The organism is Streptomyces lacaronensis, from assembly GCF_047337785.1.
GTDB classification, from domain to species: Bacteria; Actinomycetota; Actinomycetes; order Streptomycetales; family Streptomycetaceae; genus Streptomyces; species Streptomyces lycopersici.
The window spans coordinates 4,725,016-4,743,727 of the sequence record NZ_JBLHDK010000003.1; the positions used below are offsets into that span (position 1 = coordinate 4,725,016).

General features: G+C 69.6%; 22 protein-coding genes and 1 pseudogene. 13 read left to right on the forward strand and 10 right to left on the reverse strand.

All coding sequences use genetic code 11. The features are described from left to right. Positions 1-73: 73 nt before the first annotated feature. Positions 74-343 (reverse strand): RAMP4 family protein, encoded by a 270-nt coding sequence (locus ACMTAK_RS19920; RefSeq protein WP_413812943.1) that lies wholly within the window; start codon positions 341-343, stop codon positions 74-76. Positions 344-350: 7 nt separating this feature from the next. Continuing rightward, entirely contained in the window at positions 351-1,223 is an 873-nt protein-coding gene (gene mca, locus ACMTAK_RS19925) for a mycothiol conjugate amidase Mca (protein WP_413807472.1), read from the reverse strand. A gap of 97 nt (positions 1,224-1,320) precedes the next feature. On the opposite strand from mca, the gene ACMTAK_RS19930 reads away from it, so the two are divergent. Continuing rightward, entirely contained in the window at positions 1,321-1,725 is a 405-nt protein-coding gene (locus ACMTAK_RS19930) for a DUF4307 domain-containing protein (RefSeq protein ID WP_413807473.1), read from the forward strand. Positions 1,726-1,913: 188 nt separating this feature from the next. Beyond that, on the forward strand, positions 1,914-2,411 hold the full coding sequence (greA, locus tag ACMTAK_RS19935) for a transcription elongation factor GreA (protein WP_020868807.1): 498 nt from the start codon (positions 1,914-1,916) through the stop codon (positions 2,409-2,411). 69 nt (positions 2,412-2,480) lie between these two features. On the opposite strand, the gene ACMTAK_RS19940 is transcribed toward greA, so the two are convergent. The 3 genes from ACMTAK_RS19940 to ilvA all read right to left on the reverse strand — a co-directional run bounded on the left by ACMTAK_RS19940 (position 2,481) and on the right by ilvA (position 5,856). Next, the gene (locus tag ACMTAK_RS19940) at positions 2,481-3,287 is read right to left on the reverse strand and encodes an ABC transporter permease (RefSeq protein WP_413807474.1); all 807 of its coding nucleotides are present in this window, start codon (positions 3,285-3,287) and stop codon (positions 2,481-2,483) included. Then, the gene (locus tag ACMTAK_RS19945; protein ID WP_413807475.1) at positions 3,284-4,240 is read right to left on the reverse strand and encodes an ATP-binding cassette domain-containing protein; all 957 of its coding nucleotides are present in this window, start codon (positions 4,238-4,240) and stop codon (positions 3,284-3,286) included. The genes ACMTAK_RS19940 and ACMTAK_RS19945 overlap by 4 nt, the downstream gene beginning before the upstream one ends. 233 nt (positions 4,241-4,473) lie before the next feature. Further along, the gene (gene ilvA / locus ACMTAK_RS19950) at positions 4,474-5,856 is read right to left on the reverse strand and encodes a threonine ammonia-lyase (RefSeq protein ID WP_413807476.1); all 1,383 of its coding nucleotides are present in this window, start codon (positions 5,854-5,856) and stop codon (positions 4,474-4,476) included. Between the two features lie 332 nt (positions 5,857-6,188). On the opposite strand from ilvA, the gene ACMTAK_RS19955 reads away from it, so the two are divergent. The 3 genes and pseudogenes from ACMTAK_RS19955 to ACMTAK_RS19965 all read left to right on the forward strand — a co-directional run bounded on the left by ACMTAK_RS19955 (position 6,189) and on the right by ACMTAK_RS19965 (position 7,690). Next, positions 6,189-6,689 (forward strand): MarR family winged helix-turn-helix transcriptional regulator, encoded by a 501-nt coding sequence (locus tag ACMTAK_RS19955; RefSeq protein WP_413807477.1) that lies wholly within the window; start codon positions 6,189-6,191, stop codon positions 6,687-6,689. A gap of 72 nt (positions 6,690-6,761) precedes the next feature. Further along, positions 6,762-7,241 (forward strand): annotated as a pseudogene (locus ACMTAK_RS19960) (sigma factor-like helix-turn-helix DNA-binding protein); the annotation flags it as partial. 194 nt (positions 7,242-7,435) lie between these two features. Continuing rightward, positions 7,436-7,690 (forward strand): hypothetical protein, encoded by a 255-nt coding sequence (locus ACMTAK_RS19965; RefSeq protein ID WP_413807478.1) that lies wholly within the window; start codon positions 7,436-7,438, stop codon positions 7,688-7,690. Positions 7,691-7,771: 81 nt separating this feature from the next. On the opposite strand, the gene ACMTAK_RS19970 is transcribed toward ACMTAK_RS19965, so the two are convergent. Beyond that, entirely contained in the window at positions 7,772-8,935 is a 1,164-nt protein-coding gene (locus ACMTAK_RS19970; RefSeq protein WP_413807479.1) for a cystathionine gamma-synthase, read from the reverse strand. A 137-nt stretch (positions 8,936-9,072) separates the two neighbouring features. Here ACMTAK_RS19970 and ACMTAK_RS19975 point away from each other — a divergent pair, with 137 nt between their 5' ends. Beyond that, positions 9,073-10,170, forward strand: coding sequence for a hypothetical protein (locus tag ACMTAK_RS19975; RefSeq protein WP_413807480.1), 1,098 nt, complete (start codon positions 9,073-9,075; stop codon positions 10,168-10,170). Between the two features lie 166 nt (positions 10,171-10,336). Beyond that, entirely contained in the window at positions 10,337-10,996 is a 660-nt protein-coding gene (msrA, locus tag ACMTAK_RS19980) for a peptide-methionine (S)-S-oxide reductase MsrA (RefSeq protein ID WP_413807481.1), read from the forward strand. 546 nt (positions 10,997-11,542) lie between these two features. Here the strand turns inward: msrA and ACMTAK_RS19985 are convergent. Beyond that, positions 11,543-11,986: a hypothetical protein gene (locus ACMTAK_RS19985; RefSeq protein WP_413807482.1), complete on the reverse strand. Its 444-nt coding sequence runs from the start codon at positions 11,984-11,986 to the stop codon at positions 11,543-11,545. Next, positions 11,958-12,188 (reverse strand): hypothetical protein, encoded by a 231-nt coding sequence (locus ACMTAK_RS19990; protein WP_413807483.1) that lies wholly within the window; start codon positions 12,186-12,188, stop codon positions 11,958-11,960. Before ACMTAK_RS19990 ends, ACMTAK_RS19985 begins: the two co-directional genes overlap by 29 nt. Before the next feature lie 419 nt (positions 12,189-12,607). Between ACMTAK_RS19990 and ACMTAK_RS19995 the strand changes: the two genes are divergently transcribed. The 3 genes from ACMTAK_RS19995 to ACMTAK_RS20005 all read left to right on the forward strand — a co-directional run bounded on the left by ACMTAK_RS19995 (position 12,608) and on the right by ACMTAK_RS20005 (position 14,699). Next, on the forward strand, positions 12,608-13,414 hold the full coding sequence (locus ACMTAK_RS19995; protein WP_413807484.1) for an SDR family oxidoreductase: 807 nt from the start codon (positions 12,608-12,610) through the stop codon (positions 13,412-13,414). 27 nt (positions 13,415-13,441) lie between these two features. Further along, positions 13,442-14,335, forward strand: coding sequence for a helix-turn-helix transcriptional regulator (locus ACMTAK_RS20000; protein WP_413807485.1), 894 nt, complete (start codon positions 13,442-13,444; stop codon positions 14,333-14,335). Positions 14,336-14,525: 190 nt separating this feature from the next. Then, positions 14,526-14,699 carry a hypothetical protein gene (locus tag ACMTAK_RS20005; protein ID WP_413807486.1) on the forward strand — a complete coding sequence of 58 codons (174 nt, stop codon included), beginning with the start codon at positions 14,526-14,528 and terminating at the stop codon, positions 14,697-14,699. 108 nt (positions 14,700-14,807) lie between these two features. On the opposite strand, the gene ACMTAK_RS20010 is transcribed toward ACMTAK_RS20005, so the two are convergent. Then, on the reverse strand, positions 14,808-15,506 hold the full coding sequence (locus tag ACMTAK_RS20010) for an SDR family NAD(P)-dependent oxidoreductase (RefSeq protein ID WP_413807487.1): 699 nt from the start codon (positions 15,504-15,506) through the stop codon (positions 14,808-14,810). 90 nt (positions 15,507-15,596) lie between these two features. On the opposite strand from ACMTAK_RS20010, the gene ACMTAK_RS20015 reads away from it, so the two are divergent. Then, complete coding sequence (locus tag ACMTAK_RS20015; RefSeq protein WP_413807488.1) at positions 15,597-16,484, forward strand: helix-turn-helix transcriptional regulator; 888 nt, start codon at positions 15,597-15,599, stop codon at positions 16,482-16,484. A 190-nt stretch (positions 16,485-16,674) separates the two neighbouring features. Here ACMTAK_RS20015 and ACMTAK_RS20020 read toward each other — a convergent pair whose 3' ends face one another. After that, the gene (locus ACMTAK_RS20020; protein ID WP_413807489.1) at positions 16,675-17,112 is read right to left on the reverse strand and encodes a nuclear transport factor 2 family protein; all 438 of its coding nucleotides are present in this window, start codon (positions 17,110-17,112) and stop codon (positions 16,675-16,677) included. A 154-nt stretch (positions 17,113-17,266) separates the two neighbouring features. Here ACMTAK_RS20020 and ACMTAK_RS20025 point away from each other — a divergent pair, with 154 nt between their 5' ends. Both ACMTAK_RS20025 and ACMTAK_RS20030 read left to right on the forward strand, forming a co-directional pair. Further along, positions 17,267-17,836: a PadR family transcriptional regulator gene (locus ACMTAK_RS20025; protein ID WP_413807490.1), complete on the forward strand. Its 570-nt coding sequence runs from the start codon at positions 17,267-17,269 to the stop codon at positions 17,834-17,836. Further along, positions 17,823-18,659 carry an SGNH/GDSL hydrolase family protein gene (locus ACMTAK_RS20030; RefSeq protein ID WP_413807491.1) on the forward strand — a complete coding sequence of 279 codons (837 nt, stop codon included), beginning with the start codon at positions 17,823-17,825 and terminating at the stop codon, positions 18,657-18,659. Before ACMTAK_RS20025 ends, ACMTAK_RS20030 begins: the two co-directional genes overlap by 14 nt. The last annotated feature ends 53 nt before the right edge of the window (positions 18,660-18,712 follow it).

The following is an 18,712-nucleotide window of genomic DNA, read 5'->3' on the forward strand; positions in this document are numbered from 1 at the left end:
TCTGCCGAGGCGCGAAGAGGGGCCGGGCCGTGGGGTCCCGCTCGCGGGACACGCGGTCGGGCCCGGCCAGGGGTCAGGCCGTGCGCTCCTCGCCCTTGGTGCCCTTGGTGCCCTTGGCACCTTCGGTGGAGGCAGCCGCCGGAGCCTTGCCGGGCTCCTCCGGCGCCTCCTCGAAGTTCACCCGCTTCATGTGCTTGTTCATGGACTTCATCAGCAGCCACACCGCCCCGCCGATCACGGCGAAGACGATGAAACCGAGGACGCCCGGGGTCACCTTGTTCTCGTCCAGGTCCTTGGCGAGCGGGACAAGATGCGTCATGGCGAGGGTGCTGGTGGCGCTCATCATGGGCTCAATTGTTGCGGATGCCCGCGAAGAGGTCGTCCTCGGGGAGGGAAGTGTCCACGAGCGACTTCGCGAGCTCGTACTCCTCGGTGGGCCAGACCTCCTTCTGGATGTCCATGGGCACCCGGAACCAGCCGCCGTCGGGGTCGATCTGCGTACGGTGCGCGATCAGCGCCTTGTCGCGGATCTCGAAGAAGTCGGCGCAGGGCACATAGGTGGTCAGGGTGCGCTCGGGCCGCCCGAACGTCTTCCAGCGCTCCAGCCACTCCCCGTACGGCGAGTCCAGCCCGCGGGCCAGCAGCGCCTCGTGCAGCGCCACGGTGCGCGCCCGGTTGAAGCCCTGGTTGTAGTAGAGCTTCTGCGGCTGCCAGGGCTCCCCCGCCGCCGGGTACTTCTCGGGGTCACCGGCCGCCTCGAAGGCCACCATCGAGACCTTGTGGGTCATGATGTGGTCGGGGTGCGGATAGCCGCCGTTCTCGTCATAGGTGGTGATCACCTGCGGCTTGAACGTGCGGATCAGCTTCACCAGGGGCTCCGCCGCGGCTTCCACGTCCTGCAGTGCGAAGCAGCCCTCGGGCAGTGGCGGCAGCGGATCGCCCTCGGGCAGTCCGGAGTCCACGAAGCCCAGCCACTCCTGCTTGACGCCGAGGATCTGGCGCGCCTCGTCCATCTCCTTGGCGCGGACCTCGTGAATGTGCTCCTCGATGTAGGGGTCACCCTGGAGCTTGGGGTTGAGGATGGAGCCGCGCTCCCCGCCTGTGCAGGTGGCGACCAGCACGTCCACCCCCTCGGACACGTACTTGGCCATGGTGGCCGCGCCCTTGCTCGACTCGTCATCCGGGTGCGCGTGCACGGCCATCAAACGCAGCTGCTCAGTCAAGTTCGATCCTCAGTGATTCGTCGTGGAAGACGGCTTCTATAGTGACCTAAACCGGGGACGAATAATTCCGATCTCTCCCCCAGCAGGAGGAACGCCCATGGCCGCGGTACGCGAGGGGCTGCCCGACGGGCGTTACGGCCGGTCCGCGGACGCGCGTGCCGACCGGACGCTGAAGATCGTCGGCGCCGTGCTCGGTGCCGGGCTGCTGGCCCTGATCGCGTGGTTCGGGTACGACTACATCGCCGGTCAGGACGTCAGCGGCCGGTTGACCGGTTTCAAGGTGGTCGCCGACGATGCCGTCGAGGTCCGGCTGGAGATCACCAAGGACAAGGACGCCACGGGTGTCTGCACGGTGCGTACCCTGGACGAGTACCACGACGAGGTGGGCCGGAAGGACTTCACCTTCGGCCAGCCCCGGGAGGACATGGTCAAGGTCGTGACCGTGCGGACCACGGCCCGGGCGACCAGCGCCGAGTTGATCGGCTGCGAGCCTGTTCGATAATCGAACTGGACGTGTCGGGCGCCTGCCCCGATCTGACCAGCGCTGACGCGTTTCCTACGCGTTGCGCCCAGTTCCCTCCTCCCCGTTTCTTGCCGGAATTGTTAGGCTCGTGGTTTCGCCCGGCTACGAAGGCGCACCCTTCTGAGTAGGGCGTTCATTTGTATTCCCAGTACCGACGAGGAGCACCTGTGACCCAGACCAGCGAGAACGTCACCTGGCTGACCCAGGAGGCGTACGACCAGCTCAAGGCGGAGCTGGAGTACCTGTCGGGTCCCGCACGTGTCGAGATCGCGAAGAAGATCGAGGCTGCTCGGGAGGAGGGTGACCTCCGGGAGAACGGGGGTTACCACGCCGCCAAGGAGGAGCAGGGCAAGCAGGAGCTCCGAGTGCGTCAGCTGACGCAGCTCCTGCAGCAGGCGAAGGTCGGCGAGGCCCCCGCGGACACCGGCGTGGTCGCCCCCGGCATGGTGGTCACCATCGCCTTCGACGGCGACCCCGACGACACCCTGACCTTCCTGCTCGCCTCCCGCGAGTACGCGAGCGCGGACGTCGAGACCTACTCGCCGCAGTCCCCGCTGGGTTCGGGTGTGAACGGCAAGAAGGTCGGCCAGGACGCGGAGTACGAGCTGCCCAACGGCCGCACCGCCTCGGTGCGGATCCTGGAGGCCAAGCCCTACCAGGGCTGAACGCCCGGCGTGGAGCCCCGGCCGAACGGCCGGGGCTCCCCCTCGCCCCGCACTCCCGGAAGAGCCGGCTCAGGCAGTCGCCGAGCGGTACTTGCGCACCGCCAGCGTCCGGAAGACCAGGACGATCAGGGCCGAGTAGATCAGCGACGCCCAGACCGGATGCTGCATCGGCCAGGCACCGGACCGGGACAGACCGGGGTCACCGAAGAGCTGACGGCACGCCTGCACGGTGGCGCTGAACGGGTTCCATTCGGCGATGTGCCGCAGCCAGGGGGTCATCTGACTGGAGTCCACGAAGGCGTTCGAGATGAACGTCACCGGGAAAAGCCAGATCAGACCGCCGGAGGTCGCCGCCTCCGGGGTACGGACGGACAGCCCGATCAGCGCCCCGATCCAGGTGAAGGCGTACCCCAGGAGAAGCAGCAGGCCGAAGCCGCCCAGGATCTTCCCGATGTTGGTCGAATCCGCGAAACCGGGGCGCCAGCCCACGATCAGCGCGACGACGGCCAGCACCACCAGGGTGAGCGTCGTCTGCACCAGGTCGGCGAAGGTCCGGCCGGTGAGCACCGCGCCCCGGGCCATCGGCAGCGAGCGGAACCGGTCGATCAGCCCCTTGTGCATGTCCTCCGCGATCCCCGCGCCCGCGCCCGCGGTGGCGAAGGTCACGGTCTGCGCGAAGATCCCGGCCATCAGGAAGTTCTTGTAGACGTCCGGGTCGGTGCTGTTGCCGATCTTCATCGAGCCGCCGAAGACGTACGTGAAGAGGATCACGAACATCACTGGCTGAACCAGCCCAAAGAGGACCATCTCGGGAATTCTGGTCATCCGGATCAGATTCCGTCGGGCGATGACCAGGGAATCGCTCATCGTGCTCATTTCGCCTCCCCCTTCCCGGCGCCATGGCCGGTGAGCGAGATGAATACGTCGTCCAGAGTCGGGCGGCGCAGCCCGATGTCGTCGATCTCGACACCGCGGGTGTCCAGTTCGCGGATGACCTCGGCGAGCAGCTTGGCGCCGCCCACGACCGGGACGGTGACCTTACGGGTGTGCTCCTGCACCGTCGTCTCGCCCTTGCCCAGGACCCGCAGAACCTCCTCGGCGGCCGCGATGTCCTCGCGCTCATGCACCACGACCTCCACGCGCTCGCCGCCCGTACGGGCCTTGAGCTGGTCGGAGGTGCCGCGGGCGATGACCCGGCCGCGGTCGATCACGCAGATGTCATGCGCCAGATGGTCCGCCTCCTCCAGATACTGCGTGGTCAGCAGCAGCGTCGTACCGCCGGCCACCAGCTCCTGGATGACCTCCCAGAGCGCCTGTCTGTTCCGCGGGTCCAGACCGGTGGTGGGCTCGTCCATGAACATCACGGGCGGGCTGACCACCAGGGCCGCGGCGAGGTCCAGCCTCCTGCGCATTCCGCCGGAGTACGTCTTGGCGGTGCGGTCGGCCGCCTCCGCGAGGCTGAACCGCTCCAGCAGCTCGCTCGCGCGGGCTTTGGCCTCCCGCGCTCCCATCTGGTAGAGCTGGCCGACCATTTGGAGGTTCTCACGGCCGGTCAGATATTCGTCCACGGCGGCGAACTGGCCGGACAACCCGATGGAGCGACGGACTTCGTTGGGGTTCTTGAGCACGTCCACCCCCGCGACCACCGCCGTCCCGCTGTCCGGGCGCAGCAGCGTGGTGAGCACGCGCACCGCGGTGGTCTTGCCGGCGCCATTGGGGCCGAGCAGTCCGAGCACGGTTCCTTCCGGTACGTCGAGATCGACGCCGTCCAGAGCCTTTACGTCACCGAAGGTCTTCACCAGACCCTCGGCGTGAATAGCGCCTGACATGTTGGCACTCCCGGGGTTGGGTCAGTTCCACACTCAATCAAGGCATAAGTCCGCCCATAGGGGCAGCGCTCGGCAGCAACTGGACGGCAATCGTAACCGAGACGCGATACATCGCGACATACGCAAGGCAAATAAAACGACAGGAGCGCGGACGATCGCGTCGGCGCCCGGGGCCCCGGGCGGCCCTGGACAGCGATGGCGTCAGGCCCGCGAGAGCAGACCCGTTCCCGGCGTCAGGCCATCACCGTGTACCCGGCGCCGCGCAGCGCCTCCCGGACGTCCTCGCAGTGCTCCTGCCCCTTCGTCTCCAGGTGCAGCTCCACCTCGGCCTCGCTCAGCCCCAGCCGCGGGTTGGTGCGGACATGGCTGACGTCGAGCACATTGGCGTCCAGCGTCGACAGCACCCCCAGCAGCGTGGCCAGCGCCCCCGGCCGATCGGTGAGCCGCAGCCGCAGCGACAGATAACGTCCCGCCGCGGCCATGCCGTGCCGCAGGATGCGCTGCATCAGCAGCGGATCGACGTTGCCGCCCGAGAGCACCGCGACCACCGGCCCCTCGAAGGACTCCGGCGCCGACAGCAACGCGGCCACCGGGCTCGCGCCCGCGGGTTCCACCACCAGCTTCGCCCGCTCCAGACAGAGCAGCAGCGCACTGGACAGCTCGTCCTCGGTGACCGTACGGACCTCGTCGACGAGGTTCTCGATGATCTGGAACGGCACATCGCCCGGCCGCCCCACCTTGATGCCGTCCGCCATCGTCACGGGCGCGTCGATCGTCACCGGCCGCCCGGCCGCCAGCGACGGCGGATACGCCGCGGCGCCCTCCGCCTGCACCCCCACCACCCGCACATCCGGCCGCAGCGCCTTCACCGCCACCGCGATCCCGGCCGCCAGCCCGCCCCCGCCGATGCCCACCACCACGGTGCGCACCTCGGGGCACTGCTCCAGGATCTCCAGCCCCACCGTGCCCTGCCCGGCGATGATGTCCGGGTGGTCGAAGGGGTGGATGAAGACCGCGCCCGTGCGCTCGGCGTACTCCTTCGCCGCCCGCATCGTCTCGTCCACGATCTGGCCGCACAGCCGCACCTCGGCGCCGTAGTCCCGGGTGGCCGCGATCTTCGGCAGCGGTGCGCCCTCGGGCATGAAGACCGTCGAGCGCACCCCCAGCAGCGAGGCCGCGAGGGCGACGCCCTGCGCATGGTTCCCGGCGCTCGCCGCGACCACCCCGGCCGCCCGCTCCTCGGGGCTCAGCCCCGCGATCCGCACATAGCCGCCGCGCAGCTTGAACGACCCGGTGCGCTGGAGGTTCTCGCACTTGAAGTGGACCGGCGCGCCGACCAGCCCGGACAGATACCGGCTGCCCTCCAGCGCGGTGAGCCGGGAGACCCCCGAGAGCGTCTTCTGCGCGCTGCGGACGTCATCGAGGGTGATCGTCGCCTCGGACCCCCCGGAGGCGGAACCTCCGGATACGGAACCCGCGGACGCAGACGCAGACGCAGACGCGGGGGCAGGAGCGGGGACGGACCCAGGGGCGGGAGGGGTGGCGGGAGAGGTGAGGTGCGAGGCCGGGCCGGACCCGGAACCGGGCCCGTCCTCGTCGCCGTGTCGTGCAGCCATGGTCCCCAGTCTGGCAGCTCACCCCCGACAGGCCCCGGCGGGCCGAGCCGGTGGCAGGAGTTGGTGTCATGCACGTGCCGGGCCCGGTGTCATGCACGTGCCGGGCCCGGTGTCATGCACGTGCCGGGCCCGGTGTCATGCACGTGCCGGGCGCGGTGTCATGCACGTGCCGGGCACGGTCCGCCGACGGGCCACGGCGCCGCGGAACGGCTCAGAACGGCAGGTTGTGGCTCGAGGGCCGTCAGGTTTCTGCAGCCCCCGTACGGGCGGGCCCCCGGCCGCGTACTCTGTGCCACATCCCACAGACCACCGCATGAAGTGAGCCCTAGGCCATGCCCACCCAATCGGACATGACGACTCAACTCGACACCGGCGTACTGGACGCGCTCCAGCATCAGGTCGCCGTCTTCGCCCGCCGTGCGGAACAGACCCGGCTCGGCGGCGTCGGCCAGGCCCGCAATTCCATGGACCGAGCCGCGTATCTGCTGCTCAACCGGCTCGACCAGGAAGGCCCGATGGGGGTCAAGGCGCTTGCGGGGAGCATGGGCATCGACTCGTCCACCGTGACCCGCCAGGTCGCCCCGCTGGTCGACTCCGGCATGGTCAAGCGCACCTCGCACCCCGAGGACGGCCGCGCGGTCGTGCTGCAGCTCTCCCCGCGCGGCAAGGCCCGCCTGGAGGAGGTGCGTTCGTCACGGCGCGATCTGATGTCCCGCGTGACCGGGGACTGGACGACGGAGGAGCGCGATCTCTTCTGCGACCTCCTGACCCGCTTCAACACCGCCCTCTCCGTCGCGCACACCACGGTGCCCCAGGCGACGCCCGCCACCTGACCCCGGCGCAGACATCTTGACCAGGTGCCTGTGCCTGCCGTGTCCTGAAAGGAACGGGAGGCGGAGGGCGTGGTGCGAGAGCGGCGGGCAGCACGGGATGGCCGCCGGGCCCGGGAGTTCGAGGCATTCGTCGCGGGCGCGGGTGGCCGACTGCTGCATGCGGCCACGCTGCTCACGGGGGAGCCGACGGGGGACACCGAAGCCGCCGAGCGCCTGCTGACCGCCGCGCTCGCGCGCACGTACGCCCGCTGGGACCGGCTGCGCGGCGAGGATCCGTACGACCACACCCGCCGGACGCTGGCCGCCCTCTTCGCCCACCGCGGCCACCGCTACCGCCGCCCGCGCGGCGGCACCCTGGCCCGGCTCACCCCGCAGGAGCGGCTGGTGCTGGTACTGCGGCTGTACGAGGGGGTCGCGGAGGAGCAGACGGCGGCGGCGCTCGGGCTCCCGGTCGAGCGGGTCCGGGCGATCTGCACCCGCGCGGTCACGGCGATGCGCAGCGCGGCGGCCCGGCGCGGCACGACCGGAACACGACCGTCCGCCGGAACGCCACGATCCGGCGGAACGTCACCCTCCGGCGGGCAGCCTCCATCCGCCGGAACGCAGTCCTCCACCGGAACGCCACCATCCACCGGCAACACCGGCAACACCGGCACCACCGGCAGCCGGGCGGCCACCGGCGCGACGAGGGCGGGAGCGGAGACCGGGGCGGGAGCCGACGCCGGGGCGGAGGCCGGGGCCGCCCCATGAGCTTCCCCGACCGCAAGGAGACCGAGGTCCGCCGGATGCTGGAGGGCCCGCATCCGGCGCTGCCGCCGGATCTGGCGGGCCGGGCGGCCGAACGGGGGCGGCGAATGCTCCACCGCCACCAAGTGGTGCGCACCATCGGCTGGCTGCTGCTGCTCGCCGCGGTCGTCGCGTTCGGCGTCTGGGCGGCGCTCGTCGAACCGTGGGCCGCGCCGCCGCCCACCGACACCACCCCTCCCCTCGAGGGGTGGTGACACTCGAGGGGTGGTGACACTCGAGGGGTCGCGACCACCCTCAAAAGACCGCAGGTCCAGGCGTCAGCCCAGAGCTGGTCGTCAGCCCAGAGCCTGGCCCAGGTCCATCAGCAGATCGTCGACCGACTCGATGCCGACCGACAGCCGTACGAGATCGGCCGGCACCTCGAGCGCCGAGCCCGCCGCCGAGGCGTGCGTCATCCGCCCCGGGTGCTCGATCAGCGACTCGACACCGCCGAGGGACTCCCCCAGCGTGAACAGCCGCGCCCGGTCGCACACCTCGACCGCCGCCTCCTCGCCGCCCGCGACCCGGAACGACACCATGCCGCCGAAGGCCCGCATCTGCTTGGCCGCGATCTCGTGCCCCGCGTGCTCCGGCAGCCCCGGGTAGTAGACCTGGGTCACCTTGGGGTGCGCGGTGAGCATCTCCGCGATCCGCGTGGCGTTCGCGCTGTGCCGGTCCATCCGGACCGCGAGGGTCTTGATGCCGCGCATCACCAGCCAGGAGTCGAAGGGCCCGGCGATGGCGCCCATCGCGTTCTGGTGGTAGGCGAGTTCATCGCCGAGGCCGGTGTCGGAGACGATCAGCGCACCGCCGACGACGTCCGAGTGCCCGCCCATGTACTTGGTGGTGGAGTGCACCACGACATCCGCGCCGAGCGCGAGCGGCTGCTGGAGATAGGGGCTGGCGAAGGTGTTGTCCACCACCAGCCGGGCCCCCGCGGTGCGGGCGACATCGGCGACGGCGGCGATGTCGGTGATGCCGAGCAGCGGGTTGCTGGGGGTCTCGACCCAGATCACCTTCGTACGGGGGCGGAGCGCGTCCCGCACCGCCGCCGGGTCGGAGCTGTCGGCGACCGACCACTCCACGCCCCAGCGCTCCACGACCTTCGCGAACAGGCGGAACGTACCGCCGTACGCGTCGTTCGGGATCACGACGTGGTCGCCCGGCACCAGGAGCGTGCGCAGCAGGCAGTCCTCGGCGGCCAGGCCCGAGGCGAAGGCCAGGCCGCGGCGGCCGCCCTCCAGCGCCGCCAGGTTCTCCTCGAGCGCGGTGCGGGTGGGGTTGGCGGAACGGCTGTACTCATAGCCGCCCCGCAAGCCCCCCACGCCGTCCTGCTTGTAGGTGGAGACCTGGTAGATCGGGGGGACGACGGCGCCGGTGAGGGAGTCCGCCTCCTGGCCCGCGTGGATGGCGAGCGTCTCGAAACTCTGAGGATGCCCCTGGGGGTGCTGGTGGCTCATGCGCCCGAGCGTAACGCCCGACGCGCCCGTGCTGGATTCAACGACCGCCGGGACGCATAGGCTGGACCACAAGCCGTTCCGCACCACAATGCGTTCCGCACCACAAGCCGTTACGGGCCTTCACACGGGGACACCTCATGGAGCTTCTGATCTTCCTCATCGCCATCGTCATGATCGGCGGGCTGATCGTCGTACCGGCTGTGCGGCGGATGCGCGGGGGCCGCGGGGCCGTGCAGGGTGCGATGCGCGCCTCGGACCCGCAGGAGTACGGCTTCGTCCCGCGCGAGCGGCTGGACGTACGGCTGCCCGGCCCGGACCGGCAGCTGATCGACGCGCTGGAGGAGGTCCAGGCCCGGCAGGACTGGCAGCCGGCCGCCCGTCTGCTCGCACTCACCGAGGCCACCTCGGAGCTGCGCTGGCAACGGGTACAGACGCTGGCCGGGGCTGCCGCCTTCGAGCTCGCCCAGGCCCCCGGCCAGGGCGGCATGTGGCTGCGCACCTGGCGGGTGGCGGCCCCCGAGGACCCGGGCGCGGCGGCGGTGCACGCGGAGTTCCTGGTCCGCCAAGCGCTGCTCGACCCGTCCTCGCAGGACTTCCGGATGATCCTGGAGGAGGCCCGGGACGTCTGCCACGAGGCGGCCCGGCTGGCCCCGGAGGACCCGGTGCCACACATCGTCGAGCTCGGCGTGGCCCGCGGTCTGGCCTACCGGCAAGCCGACTTCGAGGAGCTGTGGACCAAGGTCACCAAGCTCGCCCCGCACCACATGGGCGCCCATCTGGCCGCCCTCCACTACTGGTGCGAGAAGTGGCACGGCTCCCAGGACCGCGCCGACGCCTTCACCCACGCGGCCGCCGCCTCCGCCCCCGCGAAGAGCCTCCTCCCCGCCCTCCCCCTCTTCGGCGTCTTCGAGCACCTGCCGGAGGCCAACCTCGTGCGCACCCTCTACCGCAGCGAGGTGATCACCAAGGCGATGGAGGGCGCCCTCTACGCCGTCCGCCAGGCCCCCGCCGACCACCCGGTGCTACCGCACGTCCGCCACCTGCTGGTCTTCTTCCTGGTCCGCGCGGAGCGGTACGCGGAGGCCCTGGAGCAGCTGCGCCATGTGGACGGCCACGTGGGCGCGGTCCCGTGGTCGTACGGGGTGGACCCGGCGGCCGAGTACACGGTCTACCGGGCGCTGGCGGTGGCGGGCTGGGAGGGCGGCGGCGGCACCCCGGCGACGCTGCCGCGATAGGAGGCCGTGAGCGGCCCGGAATTCCCAGAGCCCCGTACCCGTTGAAACAAAGGCGCCGCGCACTCGTAAACGCCGTAGAACTCGAAGACCACGAAGAAGACGAAGAACGTACGACTAAGACGAAGGACGTGGCAGCCGCCGCACCCGTCCCGCGAGGAGCCCGAAGATGCTGTTCAGCCGCCACCGGAACCACCTCCCCACCGCCGAGGAGGCGCTGAAGGGCCGCCCCGAACCGGGCTTCCGCGTCCCCGACCGCCACACGGTCCTCGGCAACCCCCTGACCGGCCCCTACCCGGAGGGCCTGGTCGTCGCCGACTTCGGCCTGGGCTGCTTCTGGGGCGCGGAGCGGAAGTTCTGGCAGGCCCCGGGCGTGTGGACCACGCTCGTCGGCTACCAGGGCGGCCACACCGAGAACCCCACCTACGAGGAGGTCTGCAGCGGCCTCACCGGCCACACTGAGGCCGTCCGCGTCGTCTTCGACCCGAAGATCACCTCCTACGCCGCCCTCCTGAAGCTCTTCTGGGAGTCCCACGACCCCACCCAGGGCTTCCGCCAGGGCAACGATGTCGGCACCCAGTACCGCTCGGCGATCTACGCCCACTCCCCCGAGCAGCAGTCCGAGGCCGAGTCCTCCCGCGCCGCCTACCAGTCCGTCCTGACCGGCTCCGGCTACGGCGAGATCACCACCGAAATCCTCCCCGCGGGCCCCTTCTACCCGGCCGAGCCCTACCACCAGCAGTATCTTGACCGCAACAAAAACGGCTACTGCGGCATCGGCGGCACGGGCGTCGCTTGCCCGATCGGCGTGGCCCCGGCGGACGGCTAGTCCGCCTGGTAGGGGCGGCTGTGTCGGCATGTTCGCGCAACGGCCCAAGATCGTGCGTCAGCAGCGCCTCCCGTAACGCGCGGCAGAGCCTGCCTGACTGGTGAACTGGCCTACTTCCGCAGTGTTCCGGCCAATGGGGCACTCGGCGTGCATGACAGTGACCCATGCGTCACAACATGCACTGCATGGCGACTTCGGGGGCACGAAGCAAGACGCTGGGTGGGCTAGGCCAGTGGTGGGGAGTTCTGGCAGGTCTGCTTCTCATCGCGGCGTGGATCAACTCCTCTGCCGGACCAGCCGTAGTGATCGCGCTCTCGGCGATCACAGTCGCATGGTGCCTCTTCCAGGCGCCCGTGACATGCGGCGCTCCGGTGCGCGGCCGTGACGACGGTTGCCGGAACAACGCTTCTGGAATCCTTCTCGGATGTCACATCCGTCAGCACCGCTGGCAGAAGCTGAAAATTGCGTCGGTGGCTCTCGTTGGATGGGGCCAGCCGGCTGGCTGCCCCCATCCAACGCGCTGGATAGCAGTTTGTGCCTTCCGGGTCAGACGGTCAGTTGATCGAGGATGCCGGCCACCTGCGCCGGCTTGAGCAGGAACCCGACGTGGCTGGTGGCCAGGGTGTGCACGTCGTACGGATTATCGGGCGTCAAGGCGTCGGCTTCGGCGATCAGGCGGTCCTGCATGGCCACGGGAAGCGACCGGTCGTCGGTGAGACGGATGTAGGTGCGGGCGATGGTGCCCCAGGTGTCGGCGTGGCCGCGTGCGTCGGACATCATCACCGCTATGGACTCGTCCGGCTGCAGGATGTTGAGGAAGGCCCGGAACTGTTCATCGGTGGCGTCCGCCATCATCGCCGCCTTGAGCGCGGTCAGCATGACCGGGTCGGCGGTGCGGTAGTTGACCCGGCCGACGCCGAGTTCGGCAGGATTGCCGACGTTCAGCGCGGCCAGGGGGCCATCAGGTTGTCGCCGAACTCGGGGGCTCACCGACTCCCCGCTCGCCTTGAGGGATGCCGAGCGTGATCACCGCCGGCACGCTGTCGTCGAGCAGGTGATCAACGATGTCAACAACAGCGGCTTCGCCCACGCGCCGTCCGGTCACTTCCAGGCCAATACCACATGGCTCGCCCTGGCGGCCCTGGCACACAACCTGACCCGCGCCGCCGACGCCCTGGCCTCCGCGTTCCATGCCAGGGCGACCACCGCCACCATCCGTGACCGCCCGATCAACGTGCCCGCCCGGCCCGCTCCGCCCGCCGCCTCACCCCGCACCTGCCCGAACCCTCGTCCCGGAGCGAGGACCTCACACCCCATGTCCGAATCCGCAACTCAGCCCCAACACGGCCTGCACGACTCCGAAACGATCAACCGGGAATCAAGCCGGTGGATCCGGGGTGAGTCAGCGCACCAGGCAAGGGGGGCTCTCACAGTACCTGTATCACCAGGGTCTCCCAGACGTCCAAAACGCCTGTCAACCTGTTTGAGTCGAAAGCGCCGACAACACTCCATGGACACGCACTGCAGCTTTAACCCCATCAGTTCAATTCAGCTGCCCCGAATGCGCGACCGTGTCGGCGCATTCTTCCACGACAGAAGGGACGGAGACCAATGGTGGACAACCAATTCACCACTCAGACAGAACTTTTCGATCTGAGTGGGAAGTACGCCCTTGTCACTGGCGGCACCAGGGGCATTGGGATGATGATAGCGCGCGGCCTTCTCCAGGCGGGCGCCCGCGTCGTCATCAGCTCACGCAAGGCGGACACGTGCGCGGAGGCACAGCATCTACTGTCCGAATTCGGCGACGTTCGAGCAATCCCCGCCGACCTGTCCAGGCACGACGAATGTCAGCGCCTCGCTGATCTTGTCAAGGCCGACTCGGAACGCCTGGACATCCTTGTCAACAACGCGGGAGCGATGTGGCGCGAGCCGCTGGCGACGTTCCCGGACGAGGCCTGGGACGCAGTGATCGACCTCAACCTCAAGTCGCCGTTCTGGCTGGTGCAGGCGCTGCTCCCCGCACTTCGCAGGGCGGGCACCGCCGATGATCCCGCGCGGATCATCAACATCGGCAGTATCGCCGCCATCCACGTCGCCCAGTCGCCCAACTACTCGTACGCCAGCAGCAAAGCGGCACTCCATCAACTCACCAGAGTGCTTGCCAGAGAGCTGGGCCCACAGCACGTCACGGTGAACGCGGTAGCACCGGGAGTGTTCCCGTCGCAGATGATGGCGTCCACGCTCGATGCCATCGGAGACACGATCGCGGCGGCGGCCCCTCTGCGCCGGCTCGGCCGCGACGACGACATGGCGGGTATCGCCGTGTTTCTCGCCAGCCGGGCTGGGTCCTACCTCACGGGCACCATCATCCCGGTGGACGGCGGCATCGCGACGACCGCAACGGGTACCCCTTAGACTGCGGGACGGGCTTACGGTGAGGGGATGGCCACGATGGATCTACGCACCGAGATCCGGGAGTTTCTCAGCTCGCGTCGCGCCCGCATCGCACCCGAGCAGGCGGGCCTGCCCGCTTACGGCGGCAACCGTCGGGTCAAAGGTCTGCGCCGCGAGGAGGTAGCGCTACTGGCGGGGGTATCGGTCGACTACTACGTGCGCATGGAGCGCGGCAGCCTCGCCGGTGCCTCCGATGGCGTGCTCGACGCGCTGGCCTCTGCCTTGCAACTCGACGAGGCCGAGCGCGACCACCTGTTCCACCTCGCGCGCCAATCCAGGGCGCCCAGCGGCCCACGCCGGCGTAGGCCTGCCGTGACGGTGCGCTCGACGCTGCAGCAGGTGCTCGACGCGATCTCCGATGCGCCGGCCTGGATCGGTAACGGTCGTTATGACGTGCTCGCCATGAATAGACTCGCTCGCGCGCTGTATTCACCAGTGCTGGCCGACCCGCGACGGCCCGCGAACACAGCGCGGTTCGTCTATCTAAACCCCGAGGCGGCCAGAGATTTCTTTGTCGACTACGACCGAATTGCCGGTGACGTGGCCGCGAAGCTACGCATGGAAGCCGGCCGCAATCCGTACGACGAGGAGCTGATCGCCCTAGTCGGCGAACTGTCAACGTGCAGTGAGCTATTCCGGCAGCGGTGGGCATCTCAGGACGTGCGGCTGCACCGGTCCGGCCGCAAGCGTGTGCGCCATCCGATCGTGGGCCAGCTCGACCTGGACGTCGAGTCCCTGCAGCTGCCCGCCGAACCCGGCCTGTTCCTCAACGTCTACACCGCACCCGCGGGCACACCGACCGCTGACAATGTAGCGCTCCTGGCGTCGTGGGCGGCCACCCAACAGACGCTGGCGACCGAGTTCGAAGCACACAACGGATAGTCCAACCCCTTCAGCCGTACTAGTCAGCGGACCATGACGTGGGGCAACAATCTGCCGGAAAGTAAACACGGGAGACGACACCGTCCGCCGCACCCACGGCTACGCCAAACAGGGCGCTGACTACGGACATAGCAAGGTCAAGGGCCTGAATGCACGGCTCGGCGTCGTCTCCACACCCCTGTCCGCCCCCGTGATCGCCGCCACCAGGCTGCGCAAGGGAATTGACGCCCTGGGAAGGGACCTGGGCCCGCGGCTCAAGGACCTGGTCACCTGGGTCGACCGCCACACCAGCACCATCCATGCGGCCAAGGCCGCCTACGACGCCAACACACCAATCCCGCCCGCCGTGGCGAACCGACGCTGAAGCCGTTCGAGCCGACGACGTGCGCTTATCGGGCCATTGAGCCATTGAGCTATTGGGCGATTGGGCTAGGACAGCACAGGCCCGCCGGCACGGGCGTCTCCCGGCCGATCAGGACCAGCCGATCGGACCGGTGCGGTCGATGAAGCGTCCCGAGCCGGCGCCGGGCCCTTCGGTCGCGAGGCGGACGATCGCGTCGGTGCCCTCGGTGACGGTCTGGGGACCGGTGCGGCCGTTGAGATCGGTTGCCGTGTAGCCGGGATCGGCGGCGTTGACGCGAATGTCCTTCAGGCCCTTGGCGTACTGGGTGGTCAGCATGGTGAGGGCCGCCTTCGAGGCGGTGTAGAGGGGCGCGACCACCGAGGACTCGACCCGGGACGGGTCGTGGGTGATGGCGAGCGACCCCATCCCGCTGCTGACGTTGATGACGACCGGGTCCGGCGAACGGCGCAGCAGCGGCAGGAAGGCGGTGGTCGTCCGCACCACACCGAACAGGTTGACATCGAAGACGCCCAGAGCGTCCGCGCCGGACAGGTCGCCGGGATCGCCATGCGGACCGTGCACGCCGGCGTTGTTGATCAGAACGTCGATCGCGCCTTCGTACGCGGCGACGTCGGCCGCCGCGGCGGTGACGGAGGCGTCGTCGGTGACATCGATACGGACGAATCGCGCACCCAGCGTGGCGGCGGCTGCCGCGCCCCGCTCCGGATCGCGGGCCCCGACGATCACGGTGTGACCGAGCTCGATGAGGCGGCGGGCGGTCTCGTAGCCGAGCCCCTTGTTGGCTCCGGTGATGAACGTAGTGGTCATGGATCGATCGTCCGCGCGGCGCCGAGGCCGTACCAGGGAAGCTTCGACCGTAGGAACGGCAGTACCAGAATGGGGAGGGGAAGGGGCAGGATGGCCGGTATGGCGACGAAAGAGGGAGTCGGACTGGGCTCGACCATCCGCGCCTGGCGGGAGCGGCTGTCTCCGTCGGCCGTGGGGCTGCCGACGGGCCGGGCACGCCGCGCGACCGGGCTGCGCCGTGAGGAACTCGCCGAACGCGCCGGTGTCTCCGTCGACTATGTGGTGCGCCTGGAGCAGGGGCGGGCCACGGCACCTTCGGCCCAGGTCGTCGCATCCCTGACGCGCGCCCTGCGACTGACCACCGCCGAGCGTGACCACCTCTACCGCATGGCCGGGCTGGCCCCTCCGTATGACGATCGGATCCCGGATCGCATCCCGCCGGGCGTTCATCGCGTACTGCATCGTCTCGGGGACGTCGCGGTCGCCGTATTCGCCGCGGACTGGCAGATGATCTGGTGGAACGCCGGGTGGGCGGCGCTTCTCGGCGACCCGTCGGCGTCGCCACCGGCACTGCGCAACTTCGCCCGCGAGAGGTTCCCGATCGGCTCCGACCCCGTACGCATCGCCGCGTGGCCGGTTATCACGCGGAACGGCGACGACTCAGATCTCGCCATCGTGTCCGACCTGCGCCGCGCCACCGGCCGCTTCCCCCATGACGCGCGCCTGGCGGAGCTGATCCAGGCGCTCACGACGGGCAGCCCAACATTCGCCCGGCTGTGGGCGAGCGGCACGGTGGCCGCACACCGCGAGGACCGCAAGACGGTCGAGCACCCCGAGGTGGGCCCCGTCGACGTGGACTGCGACGTCCTGACCGACGGTGATTCCGAGTTCAAGATCGTGATCTTGACTGCCGTGCCCGGCAGTGCGGATGAGGCCAAGCTGAGGCACCTTACGGCGACCGGCGTCAGAGCAAGCCGTCCGATCTTGGAGGTCGAATGAACGAGGACCTTGGAGGTCGAATGAACGAGGACCCGCCAAGCGTCGTTGAGGCAGCGTTCCGTTAATACCGGTCGCAGGACCGCGAGGCGGCCCTCCCCCTTTACGCCGACGACTTCACGTTCACCAACCCCCAGGACGATCGCATCGACGCCCAGGAGCCTCCGCCGCTTCGGCCGGCTGCCCGGCCTCGCTACTGGCCGGAGGGCGTCGGTGCCGGTGCGAGGCCGTCTTCGACCAGGCCGGCGAGGACCGCTTCGCCCAGGGCGTGGACGGCGGACTGGGGGCGGACCATGACGGTGAACTCCTTGATGCGGCCGTCGTCGGCGAAGTGCAGCAGATCGATGCCGTGGATCTCCTTGTCGCCGACCCGGGCACGGAAGAGCAGCACCGCCGACTGGGCGGACGTGCCGTCGGTGCTGGTCTGCGCGGTGCCGGTGTGGTCGCCGATGTACCGGAAGTCCTGGAAGGTGCGCAGCAGGACCTCGAAGAGGCCCAGCACCATCGGCTTGCCCTCGAAGGGGGTGAACTTGACGGGGCTGTAGACGCGGATGTCCTCGGTGAACAGGTCGTCCAGGGCCGCGAGGTCCCGGTTGTCGATGGCGGTACGGAAACGGTCGGCAGTGGTCATCGCACATCCGCCTTCTTTCATAGTCATGGATGCGAGTAGTCACTTTCATGACTATCATGGTGGCGTGTCCGGCGACAGATGCATGCAGGGGCATGCAGAGACACAGAGGCATGCGGGACATGCAGAGGCACGGAGACATGAAGGAGGCGGTCCGATGGCCCTGCGGCACGCCGTGCTGGCGGCACTGCTCGATGGGGAGCTCAGCGGATACCAGCTGACCAAGGCGTTCGACATCGGCGTGGCCAACTTCTGGCACGCCCAGCCGCAGCAGCTCTACGCCGAGCTGACCCGCCTGGAGAAGGACGGGCTCATCGCGGGCCGGGCCGTGGTCCAGGAGACCCGCCCCACCAAGCGGTTGTTCCATGTGACCGATGCCGGGCTGGCGGAGCTGGAGGAGTTCACGGCGGCGTTCGCCAAGCCGACCTTCATCCGCGACGACCTGCTCGTCAAGGTCCAGGCCGCCGACCACGTCGACAAGGAGACCCTGATCGCCCAGCTCACCGAGCGTGCCACCTTCGCCGAGGCCAAGATCCAACTGTTCGGCAAGCTGCTGCGCAAGATGCGCGGTGACCGTACGGAGGAGGAGTTCCTGCGCCACGGCCACCGCATCGGCCCGTATCTGACATGTCTGCGCGGCCTGGCCCTCGAACAGGGCAACCGCGACTGGTGCGAGCGCACGATCACCGTCCTGCGAGAGAGGCAGCACAGCCGTGCCCGACACTGACGCGCCGTACAACCGCTACGTCGCACTGGGCGACAGCCAGACCGAGGGCCTGGGCGACGGGGACGACGTCACGGGTCTGCGCGGGTTCGCCGACCGCCTCGCCGAGCACCTCGCCCACGCCAACCCCGGCCTCGCGTACGCCAATCTCGCCGTACGGGGTCGCCTGGCCGCGCAGGTCCACGCGGAGCAGCTCGCGCCCGCCCTGGCCCTCCGCCCCGACCTGGCCACCGTCGTCGCCGGGGTCAACGACTTCCTCCGCCCCCGCTTCGACGCCGACCACGTCGCCCACCACCTGGAGGCGATGTTCGCCGCGCTCACCGCGCAAGGCGCCCACGTCGCCACGCTCACCTTCCCCGACCCCGCCCGCATCAGCCCCCTGGCGCGTCCCCTCACCCGGCGCGTCATCGCTCTGAACGAGCGCGTCCGCGAAGCCGCCCGGCGCCACGGCGTCACCGTCGCCGAAACCGGCCACCACCCCGTCGTCACCGACCCCCGGCTGTGGAGCCCCGATCGCCTCCACGCCAGCTCCCTCGGCCACCAGCGCATCGCCGCCGCCCTCGCCCACACCCTCGGCCTCCCCGGCGCCGACGACACCTGGAGCCACCCCCTGCCCCCGCCGGCGGTGCCCGCACCCACCGGATGGCGCGCCGCCACCGACGAACTCCGCTGGACCGCCGCCTTCCTCGGCCCCTGGCTCACCCGCCGCCTCCGCGGCCGCTCCTCCGGCGACGGCCGCACCGCCAAGCGACCGCAACTGGGGCCGGTGCGTGCCGAGGTGTCCGAGCCGAGGTCTCGCGGCGAGCAGGTCGGAGGAAGTCCGTAAGCGAAGGCCGGTATTCGAAAATGAATGGCCAAGGGGAATCGCGCGGCTTCACG

Excerpts from the sequence above, each read along its gene's own strand:
- ACMTAK_RS19995 (WP_413807484.1), top strand. The coding sequence starts at position 12,608 with ATGGTGGACAACCAATTCACCACTCAGACAGAACTTTTCGATCTGAGT.
- ACMTAK_RS19990 (WP_413807483.1), bottom strand. The coding sequence starts at position 12,188 with ATGGAACGCGGAGGCCAGGGCGTCGGCGGCGCGGGTCAGGTTGTGTGC.
- ACMTAK_RS19975 (WP_413807480.1), top strand. The coding sequence starts at position 9,073 with ATGGAGCTTCTGATCTTCCTCATCGCCATCGTCATGATCGGCGGGCTG.
- msrA (WP_413807481.1), top strand. The coding sequence starts at position 10,337 with ATGCTGTTCAGCCGCCACCGGAACCACCTCCCCACCGCCGAGGAGGCG.
- ACMTAK_RS19940 (WP_413807474.1), bottom strand. The coding sequence starts at position 3,287 with ATGAGCACGATGAGCGATTCCCTGGTCATCGCCCGACGGAATCTGATC.
- ACMTAK_RS20025 (WP_413807490.1), top strand. The coding sequence starts at position 17,267 with ATGGCCCTGCGGCACGCCGTGCTGGCGGCACTGCTCGATGGGGAGCTC.
- ACMTAK_RS20010 (WP_413807487.1), bottom strand. The coding sequence starts at position 15,506 with ATGACCACTACGTTCATCACCGGAGCCAACAAGGGGCTCGGCTACGAG.
- ACMTAK_RS19920 (WP_413812943.1), bottom strand. The coding sequence starts at position 343 with ATGAGCGCCACCAGCACCCTCGCCATGACGCATCTTGTCCCGCTCGCC.
- ACMTAK_RS19965 (WP_413807478.1), top strand. The coding sequence starts at position 7,436 with ATGAGCTTCCCCGACCGCAAGGAGACCGAGGTCCGCCGGATGCTGGAG.
- ACMTAK_RS19945 (WP_413807475.1), bottom strand. The coding sequence starts at position 4,240 with ATGTCAGGCGCTATTCACGCCGAGGGTCTGGTGAAGACCTTCGGTGAC.
- ACMTAK_RS20000 (WP_413807485.1), top strand. The coding sequence starts at position 13,442 with ATGGCCACGATGGATCTACGCACCGAGATCCGGGAGTTTCTCAGCTCG.
- ACMTAK_RS19955 (WP_413807477.1), top strand. The coding sequence starts at position 6,189 with ATGCCCACCCAATCGGACATGACGACTCAACTCGACACCGGCGTACTG.
- ilvA (WP_413807476.1), bottom strand. The coding sequence starts at position 5,856 with ATGGCTGCACGACACGGCGACGAGGACGGGCCCGGTTCCGGGTCCGGC.
- ACMTAK_RS19970 (WP_413807479.1), bottom strand. The coding sequence starts at position 8,935 with ATGAGCCACCAGCACCCCCAGGGGCATCCTCAGAGTTTCGAGACGCTC.
- ACMTAK_RS20015 (WP_413807488.1), top strand. The coding sequence starts at position 15,597 with ATGGCCGGTATGGCGACGAAAGAGGGAGTCGGACTGGGCTCGACCATC.
- ACMTAK_RS19930 (WP_413807473.1), top strand. The coding sequence starts at position 1,321 with ATGGCCGCGGTACGCGAGGGGCTGCCCGACGGGCGTTACGGCCGGTCC.
- ACMTAK_RS20020 (WP_413807489.1), bottom strand. The coding sequence starts at position 17,112 with ATGACCACTGCCGACCGTTTCCGTACCGCCATCGACAACCGGGACCTC.